This is a genomic window from Nocardia sp. PE-7, assembly GCF_030486425.1.
Lineage (GTDB): Bacteria > Actinomycetota > Actinomycetes > Mycobacteriales > Mycobacteriaceae > Nocardia > Nocardia salmonicida_A.
The window spans coordinates 5,556,152-5,576,301 of record NZ_CP129614.1; the positions used below are offsets into that span (position 1 = coordinate 5,556,152).

Below are 20,150 nucleotides of genomic sequence, written 5' to 3' on the forward strand. Positions count from 1 at the left end.
CTTAGCCACTACTGAATCTTGCTCAATAGCTGTTGACTCAGACTCAATAGGACCGTATTCTGCATTACATGAGTCGCAAGGTCACAGACAATGTTGTCGAACCCCCGGTCGCCGAAACCCGGCACGTGAAGACGATCATCGTCGGCAGTGGGTTCGCCGGGCTCGGCCTGGCCATCCGCCTGACCCAGGAGGGTCGCACCGACTTCCTCGTGCTCGAGCGCGGCAGCGAAGTCGGCGGTACCTGGCGCGACAACACCTACCCCGGTGCCGCCTGCGACGTGCCCTCGCACCTGTACTCGTACTCTTTCGCCCCGAACCCGGACTGGACGCGCTCGTTCTCCAAGCAGGGCGAGATCCAGGCCTACATCAAGAGCGTCGCCGAGCGTCACGACGTGCTCGACCGGCACATCTTCGACTGCGACGTGCAGAGCATCCGCTGGAACGACGCGGACGCGCGGTGGGAGATCGGCTCCACCAAGGGCAACTTCACCGCCGACACCGTGGTCTCCGCGGTCGGCGCGCTGTGCGAGCCGTCGCTCCCCGACATCAAGGGCATCAACGACTTCGAGGGCGAGATCTTCCACTCCGCCCGCTGGAACCACGACGCCGACCTCACCGGCAAGCGCGTCGCGGTGATCGGTACCGGCGCCTCCTCGATCCAGATCGTGCCCGCCATCGCGAGCAAGGTCGCCACGCTCGACGTCTACCAGCGCACCGCGCCGTGGCTGCTGCCGCGCATGGACCGCCCGTATCTGCTGCCCGAGCGGCTGGCGTTCAAGCACATCCCCGCCGTGCAGCGCCTCTCGCGCGCGGCCATCTACGCCGCGCGGGAGACCCAGGTCGTCGGCCTGACCCGCTTCCCCGTGCTGATGAAGGCCTTCGAGGCTCTCTCGCGCGCCAAGCTGCAGATCGAGATCCGCGATCCCGCACTGCGCAAGAAGGTCACCCCGAACTACCGGATCGGCTGCAAGCGCATGCTGATCTCCAACGAGTACTACCCCGCGCTGGATCGCGACAATGTCGACGTGATCACCGACGGCATCGCCGAGGTGAAGCCGGGCTCGATCGTCACCAAGGACGGCACCGAGCGCGAGATCGACGCGCTGATCGTGGCCACCGGCTTCCACGTCACCGACTCCCCGACCTACAACTCGATGATCGGGCGCGACGGGCGCACGCTGGCCGAGGTGTTCGACGAGATCGGCCAGCAGGCATACAAGGGCTCGGCCATCGCGAACTTCCCCAACATGTTCTTCCTGGTCGGCCCGAACGTCGGGCTCGGCCACACCTCGATGGTGTACATGATCGAATCGCAGATCAACTACGTCAGCGACGCGCTGGCGGCGATCGACAAGCGCGGTCTGCGGACCGTCGAGGTGCGCGAAGAAGCGCAGCGGGCCTACAACGCCGACCTGCAGGAAAAATTGGGCAAGACCGTCTGGAACACTGGCGGCTGCGCCAGCTGGTACCTGGACAAGCACGGCAACAACACCACGTTGTGGCCGGACTTCACCTTCGAATTCCGTAGGCTCACACGGCATTTCGATGCCTCCGCCTACACTACGACAACCGCAGACGCCGATCGGAAAGTGGTGGCAGCACAGTGAGCAAAGATGCTTACTTCACGAACAAGGTATGCGTGATCACCGGAGCGGGCTCCGGTATCGGCCGCGCGCTGGCCGAGAACCTGGCCGCGCGCGGCGCCAAGCTGGCGCTGTCCGATATCGACGCCGAGGGCTTGGCCCAGACCGTCGCCTCCTGCGAGAAGCTGGGCGCGCAGGTCAAGTCCGACCGGCTCAATGTGGCCGAGCGCGAGTCGTTCCTGCTCTACGCCGATCAGGTGAAGGCGCACTTCGGCGTCGTGCACCAGATCTACAACAACGCGGGTATCGCCTACCACGGTGACGTGATCAAGACCGAGTTCAAAGACATCGAACGCATCATGGATGTGGACTTCTGGGGCGTCGTCAACGGCACCAAGGCGTTCCTGCCGATGCTGATCGAGTCCGGCGACGGCCACGTCGTCAATGTGTCCAGCCTCTTCGGCCTGGTCGCCGTGCCCGGCCAGGCGGCCTACAACTCGGCCAAGTTCGCGGTGCGCGGCTTCACCGAGGCGCTGTTCCAGGAGATGAAGGTCGCCAAGGCGCCCGTCAAGGTCACCTGTGTGCACCCCGGCGGCATCAAGACCGCGGTCGCCCGCAACGCCACCTACGCCGAGGGCATGGACGGCGCCAACGCCGCCACGCTGTTCGACAAGTACCTGGCGATTCACACCCCGGAGATGGCCGCGCAGACCATCACCGAGGGTGTGCGCAAGGGCCAGGCCCGCGTGCTGATCGGCTGGGAGGCCAAGGTGCTCGACGTGAGCGTGCGCTTCCTCGCCTCCGGCTACAGCCGGATCTCGGCCGTAGTCAACGGCCGCTTCATGCCACACTGACGCTCCGCTAGATCCGAGGAAACTCCATGCGCGAGTTCAAGATTCCGCTGCCGGTCGCCCGTGCGTTGCTCGACCCGGTATTCCGGGTGACACTCAACGCGCGGCTACCGGTCCCGGTGCAGCGCGTTCTGCTCGACGCGGTCTCCCGGCTGCAGTTGGTGCCCGACGGTTCCGTCGTGCAGCACCTGCAGCTGGGCGGACGCCCCGCCGAACGCGTGATCGCCGAAACCGCCATTCCGGGTTCGCGTACCCGGGCGGTCCCGCCCGAACGTGCCGCGGGCGCGATCTTGTACCTGCACGGCGGCGGCTATGTGGTCGGTTCCATCGCCACGCACCGTTCGCTGGTGGCCGGTCTCGCGCGCGAGACCGCGTGCGCGGTGTACTCGCTGGACTACCGGCTGGCACCCGAGCACCCGTTCCCGGCCGGGCTCGACGACGCCGAGGCCGCGTTCCTCGACCTGGTCGGCAACGTCGGCTACCGGCCCGAACAGATTTGTCTGGCCGGCGACTCGGCAGGCGGCGGCCTGGCGATGGCTCTTGCCCAGCGGCTGATCGAAAAGCATCAGATGACCCCCGCCGCGCTCGGCCTCATCGCGCCCTGGGTGGACCCCACCGAGGTGCCGAGCAAGGATCGCGACCTGGTGATCAACCGAACCTGGTCGCGGGCGTGCGCCGCCCACTACCTCGGTGACGCCGCCGCGACCGAACCGGGTTACGCCCCGCTGTCGGGCAACCTGATCGGCCTGCCGCCCACCTATGTGCAGGTCGATGTGAGCGAACTCCTGCACGTCCAGTGTCGCAGGCTCGTCTCAGCCCTGCGTGGAGCGGGCGTGCACGTCCGCTTCACCGAAACCCGCGGACTCTGGCATGTCGCGCAACTGCAAGCCGCGCTGGTCACCGAGGCAGCGCTGGCACTCAGCGAACTCGCGGAATTCCTGCGAGAGGCAATTCAGCCGGTATCGATCAACGATTTACGATAAAGCCTGGTGACGGGCAATTCGGGCGGCGATATCGCGACCCGCGCGAACGTGTCGTAGATTACTGGCGAGTAGAACCCACTGGAAGGGCACAGATGCGAGAGTTCGAAGTTCCGGCTTCCTACACCATCCCGGACGACGCGAACAATTCCGACAACGTCTTCCGCTTCGGCGAAGAGACGCCGAACACGGTCTTGTTCAACGTCCCGAACGGCAGCGGCGGCTGGAACGACGTCACGGCAGCGCAGTTCGCGAAGGCCGTCACCGGCGTTGCCAAGGGCTTGATCGCCTCGGGCATCGAGCTGGGCGACCGCGTCGCGATCATGGCCGCCACGCGGTACGAGTGGACGCTGCTGGACTTCGCGATCTGGGCCGCCGGTGGCGTGACCGTCGCGATCTACGACAGCTCGGCCGCCGAGCAGGCCAAGTGGATCCTGCAGGATTCCGAGACCAAGCTGCTGGTCGTCGAGAACGACAAGCACCGTGCCACGATCGACGAGATCGAAGCCGGTTCGCTGCCCGCGCTGGCCGAGACCATCCAGATCGACAAGGGCGCCGTCGACACGCTCACCGAGCGCGGCGCCGATCTGGACGACTCCGTCGTGCACGCCCGTCGCAAGCAGGTCGGCGCGGCCTCCCCCGCGACCCTGATCTACACCTCGGGCACCACCGGCCGCCCCAAGGGCGTCCAGCTGACCCACGCGAACCTGTGGGCCGAGTCGCGTTCGGGTGGCATCGAGCTCAGCGCGTTCGTCTCCGAGGGGCAGAAGACGCTGCTGTTCCTGCCGCTGGCGCACGTGTTCGCCCGCGCCGTCGCGCTGATCGCCTTCGATTCCAAGGTGACCATCCGCCACAGCTCGGACTGGACCACCCTGGTCGAGCAGTTCGGCGACTTCAAGCCGGACTTCATCCTCTCGGTGCCGCGCGTGTTCGAGAAGGTGTTCAACTCCGCCAAGCAGAAGGCGCACGACGGCGGCAAGGGCAAGATCTTCGACGCCGCCGCGGAGACCGCCATCGCCTACAGCACGGCGCTCGAGACCAAGAGCGGCCCTGACCTGCTGCTCAAGCTCAAGCACTTCGTCTTCGACAAGCTGGTCTACAGCAAGCTGCGTGCTGCCCTCGGCGGTCAGTGCCTGGCCGCTGTCTCCGGCGGCGGCCCGCTGGGCGCGCGCCTGGGCCACTTCTTCCGCGGTGCCGGCGTGACGATCTACGAGGGCTACGGCCTGACCGAGACCACCGCCGCGTTCACCGTGAACACGCCCTCGTTCATCCGGGTCGGCTCGGTCGGTCGTCCGATCCAGGGCCACGCGGCCAAGATCGCCGAAGACGGCGAGCTGCTGCTCAAGGGCTCGGTCGTGTTCGACGGTTACTGGGGCAACGCCGAGGCCACCGAGGAGGCGTTCGAGGACGGCTGGTTCAAGACCGGCGACCTGGGCGCCATCGACGCCGACGGCTTCGTCACCATCACCGGTCGCAAGAAGGAAATCCTGGTCACCGCGGGCGGCAAGAACGTCTCCCCCGCGACCCTCGAGGACTCCCTGCGCGCGCACCCGCTGATCAGCCAGGTCATGGTCGTCGGCGACGGTCAGCCGTTCATCGGCGCGCTGATCACCCTCGACCCGGAAGCCCTGCCGGGCTGGAAGGATCGCAACGGCGTCGCCGCCGACACCGCGATCGAGACCCTGATCGAGAACCCGGCGCTGGTCGCCGAGGTGCAGGCCGCGATCGACGAGACCAACAAGAAGGTTTCCAAGGCCGAGGCGATCAAGAAGATCCGCATCCTCCCGGTCGACTGGACCCAGGAGGGTGGCGAGCTCACCCCGAAGATGTCGCTCAAGCGCGCCGTCGTCATGAAGCAGTACGCGGGCGAAGTAGACAAGATCTACTCCTGATCCCACGGGTACGAAAGGCCGGTTGCGTTCGCGCAACCGGCCTTTCGGCTGTTCAGAACCGTTGTGCCGCGAATTGTGCCGCGGTGAGGGTCATTCCGTTGACGCCGTAGAGGCTGTGCGCGGCATTGGGTTGGGCGAGTGGGGATCCGTCGCAGATGTTGTCCGAGGGGACACAGAGCTCGATGGTCTTGTCCTTGTAGGGCGCGCCGACCGAGACCGCCGGTGCGTCCGCGTCGGCCATGAATCGATCCGACGGTTTGCCGAACAGCACGACCGCCGCGACGTGCTCGGCCACCTCGGGCGCCATCGGCGCCGGCAGGTACATCTGGTACTCCGGCAGCACACCCTCCGGCACGCCGACACCGGTCGCGAAACCGGCCAGCGCCGCGCCTTGGGAGTATCCGCCGAGGACGATGCGGGAGTTCGGGCAGTTCGCCGCGATGTATTCGACCCGCCGCTGGGCATCACCGATCCCCTCCACGACGGTGCGCGCGAAGGCCAGCCGGTCGGCGAAGTCGCTGCTGGCCGGGTAGTCGACGCCATACGAGCCGACCGAGCGTCCGCCCGCGTTCGCGCGCAGCGCTTCGACGAAGGAGATACCGGTCAGGCCGAGTTCGCCGCCAGGCTCGGCGGTCCCGCGAGCGAACACCACCTCGATATCGGAACAGGGTGCGGCGGTAGCGGAATGGGTGGGCGATACCAGGGGAATCGCGGCTGCCAAGAAGACTGCAGACACGAATCGTATGAGAGAACGTGCTGTCATGCCGCGCAGACTACCGACCGCGAGCGTTCGCCGATCCCCCGGTCGCCCCGACGCGCCGCCGCGGTGATGCGCCGGGCCGGTCGTTCAGGCCACGCTCACCTGCCTCGATCGCAGCACGCTCAGGCCGGCGAAGGCGATCGCGAGATCCGCGGCGATCTCGAACAGTGCTGCGAACCAGGAGAATCCGGTGACGCCGGAGCTCGGCGGGGCGTTGATGAAGCTGTCGCTGAGTGGGCCGAACCAGTCCGGGAGCACGTGCACGATCGTGAAGCCGATCGCGCTCGCGAAGCCGATGAACACCGCGGCGCGTGGGGCCGCCGCGTGACCCCGGAACACCAGGAACACCGTGAACAGGGCGAAGAGGAGTTGCAGGGTGCCGAGGGCGTTCACCAGGGCTGAGGTGGCGTCCATGCCGCGGCGTAGGTGGTCGGCGCCGTGGACCAGGAGTGCGACCGCGAAGACCGCCGTCGCGGCGCGCAGTGTCGTGTCGGGAGCTGTCTCGGTCATCGGGTCTCCTGCCGAGCGGGATCATTTCTACTACACAGTGTAGTTTTCAAGTGCGGATCTCAGGAGGCCTTCGGCTGTCACAAATCGGTCACCGGGTCGATTCGGCCGCGACGTAGGCTCGGACCATGGCGTTCATGCGGGCGATGGCCGGAATCGTGGCCGCGGCACTGGTACTCGGTGTGGCGGAGTTGGTCGCGGTGTTCACCGGGGCCGGTAGCGCGCCCGCGTACGCACTGGGCGCGACCGTTGTCGACCACACGCCCGACGGGGTCAGAGAGTGGGCGATCTCGACCTTCGGGACGAACGACAAAGCCGTGTTGTTCGTGTGCATGGGCATCGTCGCGATCGTTGTCGCGGGGATCGCCGGGGTGGCGGAGCGGACGGCCAGGCCGATCGGGTCGGTCGCGTTCGCGGTTTTCGGGGTGGTCGCCGCCATCATCGGGGCAGGCCGAGTCGGCGGGTTCGCCGGTGCGCTGCCAGCGCTGATCGGCACCGCAGCTGGGATTCTCGCGTTGCGAGGGCTGACCAGGCGGATCGACGACGCCTCAGAATCGCGGCGACCGGCAACGGAACCCGCTGCGGCGCAACAGGATGCCGAAGCCGCATCGGCGGTCGGCGACCCATCGACCACGGGAGCAGGGCGGCGGCGCGTGCTCGGCGGTATCGCGGCGACCGGGGTACTCGCCATCGGCGCCGGGCTCGCGGGTCGGCTACTCGGCGGCGCCCGCCACGACGTGACAGTCGAGCGCGAGACCATCGAACTCCCCGGAGCGTCGGCGCCGCTGCCGGACCTTCCGCCGGACGCCGATCTGCGCGTACCTGGGCTCACCTCGTACATCACGCCCAACCGCGACTTCTACCGCATCGACACCGCGCTGATCGTTCCCCAGGTATCCACAGACTCCTGGTCGCTGCGCATCCACGGCATGGTCGAACAGGAAATCACTCTCACCTGGGACGATCTTCTGCGCCGCACCCCGGTCGAGCGCCTGGTGACCCTGGCCTGCGTGTCCAATCCGATCAACGGCGACCTCATCGGCAATGCCCGGTGGCTCGGGTACCGCCTCGACGAACTCCTCGCGCAAGCCCGCCCGCTCCCGGACGCCGACATGGTCCTGTCCCACAGCAAAGACGGCTGGACCGCGGGCAGCCCGCTTTCCGCGCTCACCGATGGCCGCGACGCCCTCCTCGCCATCGGCATGAACGGCGAACCCCTCCCCGTCCAGCACGGCTACCCCGCCCGCCTCGTGGTCCCCGGCCTCTACGGCTACGTCTCCGCCACCAAGTGGGTCACCGAACTCGAGGTCACCCGCTTCGACCGAGCCACCGCCTACTGGACCCGCCGCGGCTGGTCGGCGCAGGGCCCGATCAAAACCGGCACCCGCATCGACACTCCGCGCGGTCGTGGCCGAATCCCGCAGGGCCGCACCGTGATCGCCGGTGTCGCCTGGGCTCAACATCGCGGCGTCACCGGCGTCGAAGTGCAGATCGACAACGGCGATTGGCGGCCCGCCCGCCTGTCCACCGAGGTCACCGTCGACACCTGGCGCCAGTGGACCTACGACTGGGACGCCACCCCTGGCCAACACACCCTGCGTGCCCGCGCCACCGACACCACCGGACAGCCCCAGACCGCCGTGGAACAAGACGTCGTGCCCGACGGCGCCACCGGCTACCCCACCCTCACCATTCAGGTGAACTGAGCGCGCGATCAGGCCGAAGCGTCGGCCTTCTCCCGCGTGGGAACCTTTCCGGCCGACCTTCCGTGGCCGACGAACAGGGCCGAGGCGATGACGCCGATCAGCAGGATCGAGGCGGGCAGGATCATCGACTGGGCCAGCGCGGTGCTGAATTCGTCGACGATCTGCGGCGGGAGCGGGCCGGTGGCCGCGCCTTCGCCGACCGGGCCGCTGTCGCCGAGTCCGTTGGCGGTCAGGCGGGCGGCGATCAGGGCGCTGATCGCGGCGCTACCCAGGACCGAGCCGACCTGGCGGGTGGTGTTGTAGATACCGGCGCCCGCTCCGGCCTGGGCGACCGGCAGATTGTGGGTGGCGGTCGTGGCGAGCGGGGCCCAGATGCAGGCGTTGGCCAGACCCGCGACAGCGGCCGCGAGCAGGAACCAGCCGATCGACGAATCCGGGCTCATGAGCGCGCCGAAGGAGGCCACCGAACCGGAGAACAGCACGAAGCCGATGGTCGGCAGCAGTCGGGGCGGCAGCTTGTCCGACACCTTGCCGATGAACGGCGCGGTGAAACCGGTGATGATCGCCATCGGCGCGAAGACCAGCGCCGACATGGTCGGCGTCATCTCGCGCACCGCCTGCAGGTAGAAGTACGACGGCACCATCATCGAGGTGACCGCGGCGCCCATCGCGGCGATCGCCAGGTTCGACAGCGCGAAGTTGCGGTCGCGGAACAGGCTCAGCGGCACCAGCGGTTCGCCCTTGTTGCGCGCCTGGTTGATCACGAACACGATCAGCATCAGCACACCGAAGCCGATCAGCAACCAGATCCGCAGCGACCAGTCCTGCGAATTGCCCTCCTGGATACCGAAAACCAGTGCGAGCATGCCGATGCCGCTGAGGACGACACCGACGATGTCGAACTTGTGGTCGCTGGTGGGCAGCGCGGGCACCAGCCACACGGCCAGCCCGAACGCGATGATGCCGACCGGGACGTTGACGAAGAAGATCCATTCCCAGCCGAGATTGTCGACCAGTACGCCGCCGAGGATGGGGCCGACCAGCGTCGCCAGGCCGGCGACGCCGCCCCACAGGCCCATCGCGGCACCGCGCTTGTCCGGCGCGAAGGTGCGGGTGATCACGGCCATCGTCTGCGGCGTCATCAGCGCCGCGCCGATGCCCTGGGCGGCGCGGGCGCCGATCAGCATGCCGATGCTGCCGGACAGGCCGCACCACAGCGACGCGCCGGTGAAGATCGCGAGGCCGATCAGGTAGATGTTCTTCGGCCCGAATTTGTCACCGAGACGGCCGGTGACCAGCAGCGGCACCGCGTAGGTGAGCAGGTAGGCGCTGGTGACCCAGATGACGTTGGAGATATCGGTGCTGAGATCGGTCATGATGGCCGGATTGGCGACCGCGACGATCGTCATATCCAGCAGGATCATGAAGAAGCCGACCACGAGCGCGAATAGCGCTAGCCACGGATTACGTTGGGTGGTCATCGAATTCGTTCCAATCGAGGAGAGGGATTCAGCTTCGGGCGGCCCATCGGGGCCGGGGCGCGGCGTCGGGGTGATCCCCACTCGGCCATTCATGGGTGTGGTCTGCGGTGATCCGTTCACCGGTGTCGGGGTCGTACTGCTCCCACGGCACGGCGCCGCTGCCGAGTTCGGCGGCGAAGACTTCGATCCAGCCGAGTTCGGCGTGGATGGTGGCGCGAATGTATTCCAGGACGACGTAATAGCGTCGCGGGATCGCACGGCTGCGCGCCCAGTCGAGCAGCACGTCCATATCGGTCCGCGACTGACCCAAGTACTCCATGCGCTCGTCGAGCAGCGCGACAACTTGTTCCTGCGGGAGGGTGTGCGCCTCGGCCAATGCCAACCGGAAGATCGGATATTCCTGCACCGGCGTCCGCAGCAGCTCGGCGATCCGCCCGCGCAGCGCGCTACGTCCGGAATCGGTGATCCGATAGGTGGTCCGCTCGGGCCTGTTCCCGGCCCGACCGATGCCCTCCGCCGCCACCATCTCCTCGTCGGCGAGCCTGGCCACCACGTGATACAGCGACCCCGGCCGCACCTTGACCAGCAGGTCCTCCCGGCGAGCGACCAGCAGTTGATACATCTCGTACGGATGCATCGGCCGCTCGTCGAGCAGCGCGAGCACCGCGATAGCCAACGGCGTCAACGTAGCCCGCCCGGTCTGCCCCACCCCGCCACCTCCAACCAGCTATATGTTCCCTACCAAATATTCCAGTAGGAATATACGGAGCGGGGCATAGCTTGGCAACCGAGTAACCCAGCCACCTGTCCTGTCCCGAGCAACCCGTTTGCGCAATTCGTGACGGTCTTTGCCGTGACCCCAAGACTTTTGGGGCAACCTCGCGTCCACGCGCTGCGGTATCTTCCATGCGATCGCCGCACCCTGGTCGGCGCGCAGAGGAAGCACTGACCACATGTTCGAAAAGTCCTTTGCGGCCGCCGCGCTCTCGGTGAGCGCCGCTGCCGTCCTCGCGGCACCGCCCGCCGCCGCCGACCCGGTCAGCTGGGGCGCCGTTTCCCTCAGCGTGTGGGGCAATGTCTACGCGTTCTCGGTCGACCATCCAACGGAAGCCGACGCCATTCGAGCCGCCGACCACGCGTGCAAAGGTCAGGGCATCATCGACTGCCGGATGATGGTGACGTTCGCGAACGGCTGCGGTGCCGTCGTGACGAGTCCGCTCGCGATCGTCGCGGGGTTCCCGATCGTGGGCTTCGGTAAAGGGGCGAGCCCAGGGGAGGCATACACAGACGCCACCCGCAACCTCCCCACAGGCACCGGAAGTGCCGGCTCGTTCAATCGCGACCACGCCTGCACCCGGCTTTGATCTAGTTCGCGCACACATCGAAACCGTGCGCGATGGCAGGGCAGCGGGTCGGGAGGGGTGGCGCTAGAGGCTGTGGGCGTCGAGCCAGGATCGGGCCACGTCGGCGGGCCGGGAACCGGTGTCGACCTGATGGATCAGGTCGACCAGTTCCTCGGTGGTCAGTTCGCCCGCTACGTAGTTGAGCTTCTTCAGCTGTTGGCGATCGAAGATGCCGGTGCGGTACAGGGCGAGGATGTTCTGGGCGCGCACGGTGTAGTCGGGGTCGGGGAGGGCCTCGGGAGGGCGCAGGTCGGTGCCGTCCGCCGCGTCGGTTACCGAAAGACCCTGTGGGAGTGCCGCATTGACCGCAGCGGCGACTTCGTCCGGTTTGCGCGCGGGAGAGGCCGGGTTCCAGCGGTCGAGAAGGGCGCCGTTGCGGGCGGGCAAGACCGCGATGCGACCGGCGTCGAGATCGGCCAGCGGGGTGGGCAATCCGGTGACGACGGCGGAGTCGGTGCCCGCGCGATCCAGTGCTTGGGAATAGATCTCGGCGAGCAGAACTGATTCCGTGGTCGAATCCCCACCCACCACGACCACCGGCCCGGCTTCGTCGGAGGCGCAGGAAACAGTGGTGAAAGCGCAGGCTGCGGCCAGGATCGCGGCGGCGGCGCCACGCACGGCGACCGAGTGCATCCGACGACACCAACTTTCCGTATTTGCCGTCAACCCGCGCAATTCGGCCCGACGGCGGGCAGTATGAACTACCAGAATGTACCTGTGGCCCCCGGGTCGCACGCACAGCGCACTGCCCGCCTTTGCCGGAAGGACACCAGTGAAAGCCGACTTCGCCTCCTCATCACCAGGACAACGTCGACCGGCACGCCGCCTCGCGATGCGGGCGGGCCGGGTACTGGTTGCGGCGGTGGCGCTCGCCGCCGCCATGATCGCCTCCGCCTGCGGCAGCAGCGATCCGCTCGCCGCCAAGGGCGACTGCACGAGCGACGCGTTGATCATCGGGTCGGCCAACTTCCCCGAGTCCGAGACCGTCGCCAACATCTACACCGAAGTACTGCGGATCAACGGTTTCAAGGTCGACACCAAGTTCGACATCGGCTCGCGCGAGGCCTACATCCCCGCACTGCGCCAGTGCGCGATCTCGCTGATCCCGGAATACACCGGCAACCTGCTGCAATACCTCGACAAGGACGCCACGGCCACCTCAGCCCCCGAGGTGAACGCCGCACTCACCAAGGCGCTCGGCGACGATCTCGCCATCGCGACACCCGCCCCCGGCGAGGATTCCGACGCGGTGGTGGTCACCCGCGCGACGGCCGACAAGTGGAACTTGAAGTCCATCGCCGACCTCGCGCCGCACTCGGCCGAGGTGAAGTTCGGCGCAATGGCCGAATTCGCGCAGCGCCCGGGTGGATTGCCGGGTCTGGAGAAGAACTACGGCCTCGATATCACCGACGCCAATTTCGTGCCGATCGCCGACGGCGGCGGCCCCGCGACGGTGCGCGCGCTGGTCGACGGCCAGGTGGCCGCGGCCGATATCTTCACCACCTCACCGGCGATCGCGCAGAACAATCTGGTCGTCCTCGCCGATCCGAAGCACAATTTCGCCGCCCAGAACGTGGTGCCGCTGTTCAATTCCGCGAAGAAGACCGACAAGGCCGTCGCCGTGCTCGACGCGGTGTCGGCCAAACTGACCACCACCGAACTGATTTCGCTGAACACGGCCGTCTCGGGCGAGAGCAAGATCGAACCGAAGGCCGCCGCGCTCGCCTGGATCACCGCGCAGGGGCTGAACTCCCCCATCGGCTAGGCGGACCGGCGCCTCGAGGAGAAAATCATTGTCCGACATCGAATTCCGCGGTATCGACAAGACCTATCCGAACGGCACACACGCGGTGCGCGACCTGAACCTGCACATCGACTCGGGATCGTTCACCGTGTTCGTCGGGCCGTCCGGCTGCGGCAAGACCACCTCGATGCGCATGATCAATCGGATGGTCGACCCCACCGCGGGCGCCGTCACCATCGACGGCCGCGATATCGCGACGGTCGATCCGGTGAAATTGCGCCTCGGCATCGGTTACGTGATCCAGAGCGGCGGGCTGCTGCCCAACCGCAAAGTGGTCGACAATGTGGCGACGGTGCCGGTCCTGCTCGGGCAGTCACGCAAGGCCGCCCGTGCCGCCGCGCTGGAGGTGATGGACCGGGTAGGGCTGGATCGCGATCTGGCCGAACGGTATCCGGCGCAACTCTCGGGTGGTCAGCAGCAGCGAGTCGGGGTGGCGCGGGCGCTGGCCGCGGATCCCCCGGTGCTGTTGATGGACGAGCCGTTCAGCGCGGTCGACCCGGTGGTGCGGGCGGAACTGCAGTCGGAGATGCGGCGATTACAGTCCGAATTGCACAAGACGATCGTGTTCGTCACCCACGATATCGACGAGGCGATCACCCTCGGCGACAAGATCGCGGTGTTCGGACGGGGCGGCGTACTACAGCAATTCGACACTCCCGAGCGCGTATTGGCGCAGCCCGCCACGGATTTCGTAGCGGGGTTCGTCGGAAGGGATCGCGGCTATCGGGGGCTGTCGTTCCGTAGCGCCGAAGCTGTCGCGCTGGCGCCGATTCGAACGGTCCAACCGGACGACATCGCCGGATTGCGGCTCGCCCGAGGCGAATGGGCATTGGTCGTGGATGCCCATGGCACACCGGGCGGCTGGATCGACGTCACCGGCGTGGAGCGGGTGCGCGCCGGAAGACCCGTGGACTCCAGCGTTTCCGCCGGTGGTTCGCTGTTCGCCCCGGACGGCGACCTGCGTCAGGCGCTGGACGCGGCCATCTCCTCGCCCTCCGGCATCGGCGTCGCCGTCGACGAGACGGGCGCCGTGCGCGGCGGACTGCTCGCCGCCGATGTGCTGGCCCAGCTCGCCGAACAGCGGGAAGCCGAAGACTCCGAACGCAATCAGGAGTTCTTCACCCAGGGCACGTCGTGAGATATCTGATCGACAACTTCGCCGAAGTCATGGCGATCACCCGCACCCACCTGGTGCTGGCACTGATCCCGCTGTTGCTCGGCCTGGTGATCGCGGTGCCGGTCGGCGCGCTGGTGCGCGCGAACCGCTGGGCCCGCCGGATCAGCACCACGATGTCGAGCCTGGCCTACACCATTCCCTCGCTCGCGCTGTTCGTGATCATTCCGCCGCTGGTCGGCATCTCGATGATCGACCCGCTCAATGTGATCATCGCGCTCACCGTGTACTCGACCGCGCTGCTGCTGATCGCGGTGCCGATGGCGCTGGACACGGTGCCCGACAGCGTGGTCGATGCCGCCGACGCGGTCGGCTTCGGCCGGTTGCGACGCACCCTCACCGTCGATATGCCGTTGGCGCTCCCGGTTTTCACCGCCTCGTTGCGCGTGGTGGTCGTCACCAATATCGCCATGGTGTCGGTCGGTGCGCTGATCGGCGTCGGCGGGCTTGGGAAGCTGTTCACGCAGGGCTATCAGCGCGACTACCCCGACCAGATCATCGCGGGCATCATCGTCACGCTGGTGCTGGCACTGATCTTCGATCGGCTGGTGTTCCTGCTCGGCGTCCTCGCTACCCCGTGGACTCGCGCCGACGCGTGCGTCACCCGGAAAGGCGCGCGCGCGTGAACCTGTTCGTCGAGGCCTGGAACTATCTGAGCGACAGCGCCAACTGGGGTGGGCCCACCGGCGTCGAACATCGCCTGCTGCAACACGTGTGGTACAGCTTCCTGACGGTGGCCTTGTCGGCGGTGATCGCGGTGCCGCTCGGGCTGGTGATCGGGCATACGCGCCGCGGCAGTGCGGTGATGGTCGGCTTCGCCAATGCCATGCGGGCGCTGCCGACGCTGGGTCTGCTCACCTTCCTGGTGCTCGGCCTCGGGCTCGGGCTGATCCCGCCGCTGCTGGCGCTGATCACCGTCGGCATCCCGCCGCTGCTGGCGGGGGCGTACGCGGGGATCGCGAATGTGCCCGCCGATGTGGTCGACGCCTCGCGGGCGATGGGGATGACCGAAAGCCAGATCCTCTTTCGGGTCGAGGTGCCCAATGCGATGCCGGTGATGCTCGGCGGCTTGCGCAACGCCACCTTGCAGGTCGTCGCCACGGCGACCATCGCGGCCTACGTCAACCTCGGCGGGCTCGGCCGCTACATCTTCGACGGGATCGGACTCTATCGCTACGACCTGGTGCTGGTCGGTGCGCTGTTGGTCGCCGTGCTCGCGCTCGTGCTCGACGGGTTGCTGGCGGTGGCGGTGTGGGCGAGCGTGCCGGGCACCGGTCGGCTCACCCGCACCTCGGCGGACCTCACCCGCATCTCAGTCGTCACCGAGTAGTTCCCGCAGGTGCGGGTCGTCGGCCAGCACCGCCTGGATCCTGGCGCGTTCCCTGGCCCGCTGGGCGTTGGCGTGAATCCACTCCTGCGCCGCCTGCACCATCGCCACATTCACCGAAACGCCCGCGGCCGTCGCGGCGGCGGCGAGTTGCTCGGCGACGTCATCGGGAAGCTGCACGGAGATAGTGGTCATTCTCGGATGATCCCAGATAACGCGACAGCGCCCCCGTTCCGGTGGGAACGAGGGCGCTGTATCAGCAGAAACTAGGCGACACCCTCGGCGCGCGCGGCTTCCGCGACGGCCTCGGCCACAGCCGGAGCCACGCGTGGATCGAGCGGGCTGGGGATGATCTTGTCGACGGCGAGTTCGTCGGCCACGACACCGAAGATGGCGTTCGCGGCGGCGACCTTCATGCCCTCGGTGATGCGGCGGGCACCGGCATCGAGCGCACCCTTGAACACGCCGGGGAAGGCGAGCACATTGTTGATCTGGTTCGGGAAGTCGCTGCGGCCGGTCGCGACGATCGCCACGTACTTGGCGGCCACGTCGGGGTGGATCTCCGGGTCCGGGTTGGACATGGCGAACACGATCGCCTCCGGCGCCATCGAGGCGATGAGCTCCTCGGGGATCGTGCCCGCGGACAGACCGAGGAACACGTCGGCACCGGCCAGCGCGTCGGCCGGGCCACCGGTCAGGCCGCGCGGGTTGGAGCGGGCGGCCAGATCGGCCTTCACGCCGTTGAGACCGTCGCGACCGGCGCTGACGATGCCCTTCGAGTCGAGGACGACCACATCGGGAACGCCCGCGGCGATCAGGATGTTGGCGCAGGCCACACCGGCCGCGCCCGCACCGGAGACGACGACCTTCAGGCCCGACATGTCACGGCCCTGCACCGCGGCCGCGCCCTTGAGGGCGGCCAGCACCACGATGGCGGTGCCGTGCTGGTCGTCGTGCATGACCGGGCAGTCGAGCGCCTCGATGACGCGACGCTCGATCTCGAAGCAGCGCGGGGCGGAGATGTCTTCCAGGTTCACCGCGCCGAAGCTCGGACGCAGGTGGATCAGCGTCTGGACGATCTCGTCGGGGTCGGTGGTGTCGAGCACGAGCGGAATCGAGTTCAGACCGGCGAACTTCTTGAAAAGCGCGGCCTTGCCCTCCATCACGGGCAGCGAGGCGCGCGGGCCGATGTCGCCGAGGCCGAGCACGGCGGTGCCGTCGCTGACCACGACCACGAGGCGGTCGGTCCAGGTGTAGCGCTTGGTGAGCGCGGGATCCTCGGCGATCGCCCGGCTGACCTGGGCGACACCGGGGGTGTAGGCGATGGACAGATCTCGCTGGGTCTCGAGCGGCGCGGCCAGCTCGACCGACAGCTTGCCGCCGAGGTGGCCCGCGAAGATCTCGTCGTTGGTGATGGCAGCGAGGCTCGCTGCGTCATCGGCCTTGGGCGCCGCGGTGGCATTCGGTGCGTCAGTCACAGGTGACACGATTTCACTCCTGCTCGAGTCGGGCTCAACCGGGGGACGGTTACCGCCGGGTATATCGGAAACGGATTACTGGGACGCTGGATCGCTACAACGCTCATCGAGTGCGCGACCGCACGCGTATCGCGGTGGCAACCGGACGCATGGCGCGGCGCTGATCCGCCGAGCGGAACCGGACGGGTGGGTCCGGGCGAGCAAAACGGGTCGGCCAACGCTGCGACGGTGCGTCGCACGGCGGAAGGTCACCGATGTCCCCGAACCCGGCGGTGGCAAGGGTAGGGAATCCGCAACATTCTGCCAGCATGGTGCGTCGATTGCCAAACCGCGTCATGTGTCGAGCGTAGCCGTGTCGAATTGCCGTGGCGTAAGCGAAAACTCGCAGCGCAGCGGGAACATCCGGTGAACTTTCACACCGCGGCGGGGGTGGCCGCGGTGAGCTCGCCGCCGAGCGGCTCCGGCCATTCCTCGCGGCGCACCCACACCTCGTCGAGCCCACCACACCGCAGCCGGACCAGCCAATCCGAGCGGGCGTCGGGGTGGTCGATGCGCCGGTGGATGCCGCGACTCTCGGTGCGCACGAGCGCGCTGTAGCCGGCCCACCGGGCCACGGCGAGCAGGGCAGCCGCCTGGCGTGCCCGCAGCTGCCCGATGCCGAGACCGCCGAGATCGAACTGGGCGCCGGGCCACATGGCGTCCAGTTCGGCGATGCTGTCGGCGAGACTGCCCGCGCTGCGCCGGTAGCTACGGCGCAGCGGCAGCGTGTGTTCCTGCACCAGGCCGACCACCGAACGCGGATCGATATGGGAGTGGGGGCCGAGGCCTGCGCCGGGCACCGGGCGCGCGCTGCTCGCCCGCTCGTTGGCGAACGCGAACGCGGCGGCACCCTGACCCGCCCAGGTGCCGGAGGCCAGCGCCCACGCACCGTTGAGGCCGCCGGTGGCGCCCGCCGCTCCGGTGACCACCTGTCGGCCCGTCACATCGCCCGCACCGAACAGTCCGCGAACTGTCGTCGAGCAATCGGTGTCGGCGAGGGCGAGTCCGGCCGCGCCGCGAATGGTGCCCTCCAGCACCGCGCGCACGGGAACCCGACCCGTGACATCGATCGCGCCGTGCCTGCTCAGCCAGTGCCGAACCGTATCGGGCACCTCGCTCAGAGCGGCGAAGACCCGCCTGCCGTCCGCGATGGCGGTGAGTGCCGCCGGATAACGGTCGGGCAGTTCGGCGCCCGACTCGTCGTAGAGAGCAGCGAAATGCACCGACAGACCGGGCGCGACCGCCGGATGCGGATGCACGCGCGACAGCACCGGCGCCAGCCCGTAGGCACTGGAGAATTCCATCCCGCACAGTTCGGCGCCGGCCTCGGCCGCCATCAGCAAGCCCTCGCCGGTGCTCACGTCGGTGCCCGCACCGCCGGACAGGAAGGCGCAGCCGCCGGTGGCGACCACGACCGCGCCCGCCCTGATGGTCCACGGCCGAAACTTGTTGTGGCGCTGGATCCCCGCGGCACCGACCACGGTGCCCGCCGGATCGACCAGCAGTTGCAGCGCCGGATGATGATCGAGGATGCGCACGCCGGCCTCGAGCGCGCCGCGGCGAAGTCTGCGCAGATAGCTCGCACCGTCGAAGTGCACGCGCGCCGGGTCGCCGTTCGGGTCGGGGACGCGATGGCGGGCGCCCGACCAGGACTGCAATCGACGGTGGGTCTCGTCGACGACGCGGTGCAGCCAGGCCCGATCGCCGAGCCCACCGCCCGCCGCGAACGCCTTGTCGACCGCGTCGGCGCGGCCGGGACCGGGCGGGATCGCCCAGAGCACGGTGGTGCCGTAAACGGTGGGCCCGCTGGAACCGCAGCGGCTCTTGTCGACCAGCACCACCCGCGCGCCCGTCGCCGCGGCCGAGACGGCGGCCCAGAGCCCGGCGGGGCCACCGCCGAGTACCAAGACATCCGTTTCGATACTGGTCACAAAGAGAAATATTCGGGCACAGTTCACCCGTCCGCAACCATTACGCGGCCGTCAACCCCACCATTGTGTCCAAAGCAATACACCAGCCGTGACCAAGACCGTCACGGCTCCGAACAGTGCCGACATCCCGCTACGCCGATCGGCGAAGACCTGCGCCACGACCACCACTCCCGCGGCCACGACATGCCAAGCCAGTGATTCGGCGCCCGGTCCGGGGAAGTCGCGGCGCGAGCCGATCACCGCCGCGCCGACGACCACACACAACAGGACTACCACCCCACCGGCGACGACGCCGCTGAAGCCGCGCACCAGCGTCACGGGGCGATCACCGGCGTCCCGCTCGCCTTGTCGATGAGCGCTTCGTACTGATCGGGATCGGTGGCACACGCGCCGATCCGGATGGTCTTGTTGGTGCCGTGATAGTCCGACGAGCCGGTGCGAACCAAGCCCAGTTCCCGCGAAAGTCCGGTCAGCACAACACGATCGGCGTCGTTGTGATCCGGGTGGTCGATCTCGAGCCCGCCCAGTCCGAGCCCCGCCAGCTCCCTGATCTCGTCGAGCGCCAGCAGTCTGCCCCGCGTGCGCGCCCTGGCATGGGCGATCACGCTGACCCCACCCGCGGCCGCGATCAACTGCACCGCCCTGGTCAGCGGGGTGTCGGCCTTCTCGGCGTAGTACGGCCCGTGCGGGGCGAGCAGATCGGTGAACGCGGCGTTCACGCTCTCGACGACTCCGGCTGCCACCAGCGCCTGCGCCAGATGCGGCCTGCCGACGGCGGGACCGGCGCCGGCCATCACCGCGTCGGGATCGATCGGCAGCCCGTCGGCCGCCATCTTGTCGGCCATCGCCCGCACTCTGGCCACCCGCTCGCCGCGCAACCGCTCGCGTTCGGCGGCGAAACCGCGGTCGGTGGGGTCGAACAGATACGCCAGCAGATGCACCGGCACCGGGTAGCCGTCCTCGCCCATGCCGGTGCACGACATCTCCATGCCACGCACCAGGGTGAGTCCCGGTGGGCGGGCGGCTTCGGCCTCGGCCCAGCCGCCCGTGGTGTCGTGGTCGGTGATCGCGACGACGTCGAGACCGGCCGCCGCGGCATGACGCACCAGTTCGGCGGGGGAATCGGTGCCGTCGGAGGCGGTGGAATGGGTATGCAGATCGATGCGCACACCCTCAGTCTTACAGTGCCGTCTCGGGTACCGCGCGTTCCGAGGGTCCGCACAGTCGGTGACCG

Annotated in this window: 20 protein-coding genes; 10 read left to right on the forward strand and 10 right to left on the reverse strand. The window is 68.0% G+C overall.

Going from position 1 to position 20,150, the window contains the following annotated elements:
- Positions 1 to 68: 68 nt before the first annotated feature.
- The 4 genes from QX204_RS26080 (at position 69) to QX204_RS26095 (ending at position 5,306) form a co-directional block, all read left to right on the forward strand.
- Complete coding sequence (locus tag QX204_RS26080; protein ID WP_301903048.1) at positions 69 to 1,607, forward strand: flavin-containing monooxygenase; 1,539 nt, start codon at positions 69 to 71, stop codon at positions 1,605 to 1,607.
- Positions 1,604 to 2,437, forward strand: a complete 834-nt coding sequence (locus QX204_RS26085) for an SDR family NAD(P)-dependent oxidoreductase (protein ID WP_301903049.1) — start codon at positions 1,604 to 1,606, stop codon at positions 2,435 to 2,437. Before QX204_RS26080 ends, QX204_RS26085 begins: the two co-directional genes overlap by 4 nt.
- Before the next feature lie 26 nt (positions 2,438 to 2,463).
- Entirely contained in the window at positions 2,464 to 3,417 is a 954-nt protein-coding gene (locus QX204_RS26090; RefSeq protein WP_301903050.1) for an alpha/beta hydrolase, read from the forward strand.
- Between the two features lie 92 nt (positions 3,418 to 3,509).
- Entirely contained in the window at positions 3,510 to 5,306 is a 1,797-nt protein-coding gene (locus tag QX204_RS26095; RefSeq protein WP_301903051.1) for an AMP-dependent synthetase/ligase, read from the forward strand.
- Between the two features lie 52 nt (positions 5,307 to 5,358).
- On the opposite strand, the gene QX204_RS26100 is transcribed toward QX204_RS26095, so the two are convergent.
- Positions 5,359 to 6,042 carry a cutinase family protein gene (locus tag QX204_RS26100; protein ID WP_301903052.1) on the reverse strand — a complete coding sequence of 228 codons (684 nt, stop codon included), beginning with the start codon at positions 6,040 to 6,042 and terminating at the stop codon, positions 5,359 to 5,361.
- A gap of 111 nt (positions 6,043 to 6,153) precedes the next feature.
- A complete protein-coding gene (locus QX204_RS26105) occupies positions 6,154 to 6,576 on the reverse strand; it encodes a hypothetical protein (protein ID WP_301903053.1) in 423 nt (140 codons plus the stop codon).
- Positions 6,577 to 6,701: 125 nt separating this feature from the next.
- Between QX204_RS26105 and QX204_RS26110 the strand changes: the two genes are divergently transcribed.
- Positions 6,702 to 8,279 carry a molybdopterin-dependent oxidoreductase gene (locus QX204_RS26110; protein WP_301903054.1) on the forward strand — a complete coding sequence of 526 codons (1,578 nt, stop codon included), beginning with the start codon at positions 6,702 to 6,704 and terminating at the stop codon, positions 8,277 to 8,279.
- 8 nt (positions 8,280 to 8,287) lie between these two features.
- On the opposite strand, the gene QX204_RS26115 is transcribed toward QX204_RS26110, so the two are convergent.
- Positions 8,288 to 9,760 carry a DHA2 family efflux MFS transporter permease subunit gene (locus QX204_RS26115; protein ID WP_301903056.1) on the reverse strand — a complete coding sequence of 491 codons (1,473 nt, stop codon included), beginning with the start codon at positions 9,758 to 9,760 and terminating at the stop codon, positions 8,288 to 8,290.
- 28 nt (positions 9,761 to 9,788) lie between these two features.
- Positions 9,789 to 10,469: a PadR family transcriptional regulator gene (locus tag QX204_RS26120; protein WP_301903058.1), complete on the reverse strand. Its 681-nt coding sequence runs from the start codon at positions 10,467 to 10,469 to the stop codon at positions 9,789 to 9,791.
- A 244-nt stretch (positions 10,470 to 10,713) separates the two neighbouring features.
- On the opposite strand from QX204_RS26120, the gene QX204_RS26125 reads away from it, so the two are divergent.
- Positions 10,714 to 11,124, forward strand: a complete 411-nt coding sequence (locus tag QX204_RS26125) for a DUF4189 domain-containing protein (RefSeq protein ID WP_301903059.1) — start codon at positions 10,714 to 10,716, stop codon at positions 11,122 to 11,124.
- 63 nt (positions 11,125 to 11,187) lie between these two features.
- On the opposite strand, the gene QX204_RS26130 is transcribed toward QX204_RS26125, so the two are convergent.
- Positions 11,188 to 11,796, reverse strand: coding sequence for a type 2 periplasmic-binding domain-containing protein (locus QX204_RS26130; protein WP_301903060.1), 609 nt, complete (start codon positions 11,794 to 11,796; stop codon positions 11,188 to 11,190).
- Positions 11,797 to 11,995: 199 nt separating this feature from the next.
- Here QX204_RS26130 and QX204_RS26135 point away from each other — a divergent pair, with 199 nt between their 5' ends.
- Genes QX204_RS26135 through QX204_RS26150 form a run of 4 tightly spaced genes read left to right on the forward strand, consistent with a single transcriptional unit; the run spans position 11,996 to position 15,471 of the window.
- Entirely contained in the window at positions 11,996 to 12,928 is a 933-nt protein-coding gene (locus QX204_RS26135) for an ABC transporter substrate-binding protein (protein ID WP_301908121.1), read from the forward strand.
- 28 nt (positions 12,929 to 12,956) lie between these two features.
- Positions 12,957 to 14,105 carry an ABC transporter ATP-binding protein gene (locus QX204_RS26140; protein ID WP_301903061.1) on the forward strand — a complete coding sequence of 383 codons (1,149 nt, stop codon included), beginning with the start codon at positions 12,957 to 12,959 and terminating at the stop codon, positions 14,103 to 14,105.
- Complete coding sequence (locus QX204_RS26145) at positions 14,102 to 14,767, forward strand: ABC transporter permease (protein WP_301903062.1); 666 nt, start codon at positions 14,102 to 14,104, stop codon at positions 14,765 to 14,767. Before QX204_RS26140 ends, QX204_RS26145 begins: the two co-directional genes overlap by 4 nt.
- Positions 14,764 to 15,471 (forward strand): ABC transporter permease, encoded by a 708-nt coding sequence (locus QX204_RS26150; RefSeq protein WP_301903063.1) that lies wholly within the window; start codon positions 14,764 to 14,766, stop codon positions 15,469 to 15,471. The genes QX204_RS26145 and QX204_RS26150 overlap by 4 nt, the downstream gene beginning before the upstream one ends.
- Here the strand turns inward: QX204_RS26150 and QX204_RS26155 are convergent.
- From QX204_RS26155 to QX204_RS26175, 5 genes are all read right to left on the reverse strand, one after another.
- Complete coding sequence (locus QX204_RS26155) at positions 15,454 to 15,663, reverse strand: ribbon-helix-helix protein, CopG family (protein ID WP_301903064.1); 210 nt, start codon at positions 15,661 to 15,663, stop codon at positions 15,454 to 15,456. The genes QX204_RS26150 and QX204_RS26155 overlap by 18 nt on opposite strands.
- Positions 15,664 to 15,734: 71 nt before the next feature.
- The gene (locus QX204_RS26160) at positions 15,735 to 16,883 is read right to left on the reverse strand and encodes an NAD(P)-dependent malic enzyme (protein WP_131816781.1); all 1,149 of its coding nucleotides are present in this window, start codon (positions 16,881 to 16,883) and stop codon (positions 15,735 to 15,737) included.
- A gap of 476 nt (positions 16,884 to 17,359) precedes the next feature.
- A complete protein-coding gene (locus QX204_RS26165; RefSeq protein WP_301903065.1) occupies positions 17,360 to 18,916 on the reverse strand; it encodes an FAD-binding protein in 1,557 nt (518 codons plus the stop codon).
- A 51-nt stretch (positions 18,917 to 18,967) separates the two neighbouring features.
- Positions 18,968 to 19,234 (reverse strand): hypothetical protein, encoded by a 267-nt coding sequence (locus QX204_RS26170; protein WP_301903067.1) that lies wholly within the window; start codon positions 19,232 to 19,234, stop codon positions 18,968 to 18,970.
- Positions 19,231 to 20,085 (reverse strand): PHP domain-containing protein, encoded by an 855-nt coding sequence (locus QX204_RS26175; protein ID WP_301903068.1) that lies wholly within the window; start codon positions 20,083 to 20,085, stop codon positions 19,231 to 19,233. The genes QX204_RS26170 and QX204_RS26175 overlap by 4 nt, the downstream gene beginning before the upstream one ends.
- Positions 20,086 to 20,150: the final 65 nt, after the last annotated feature.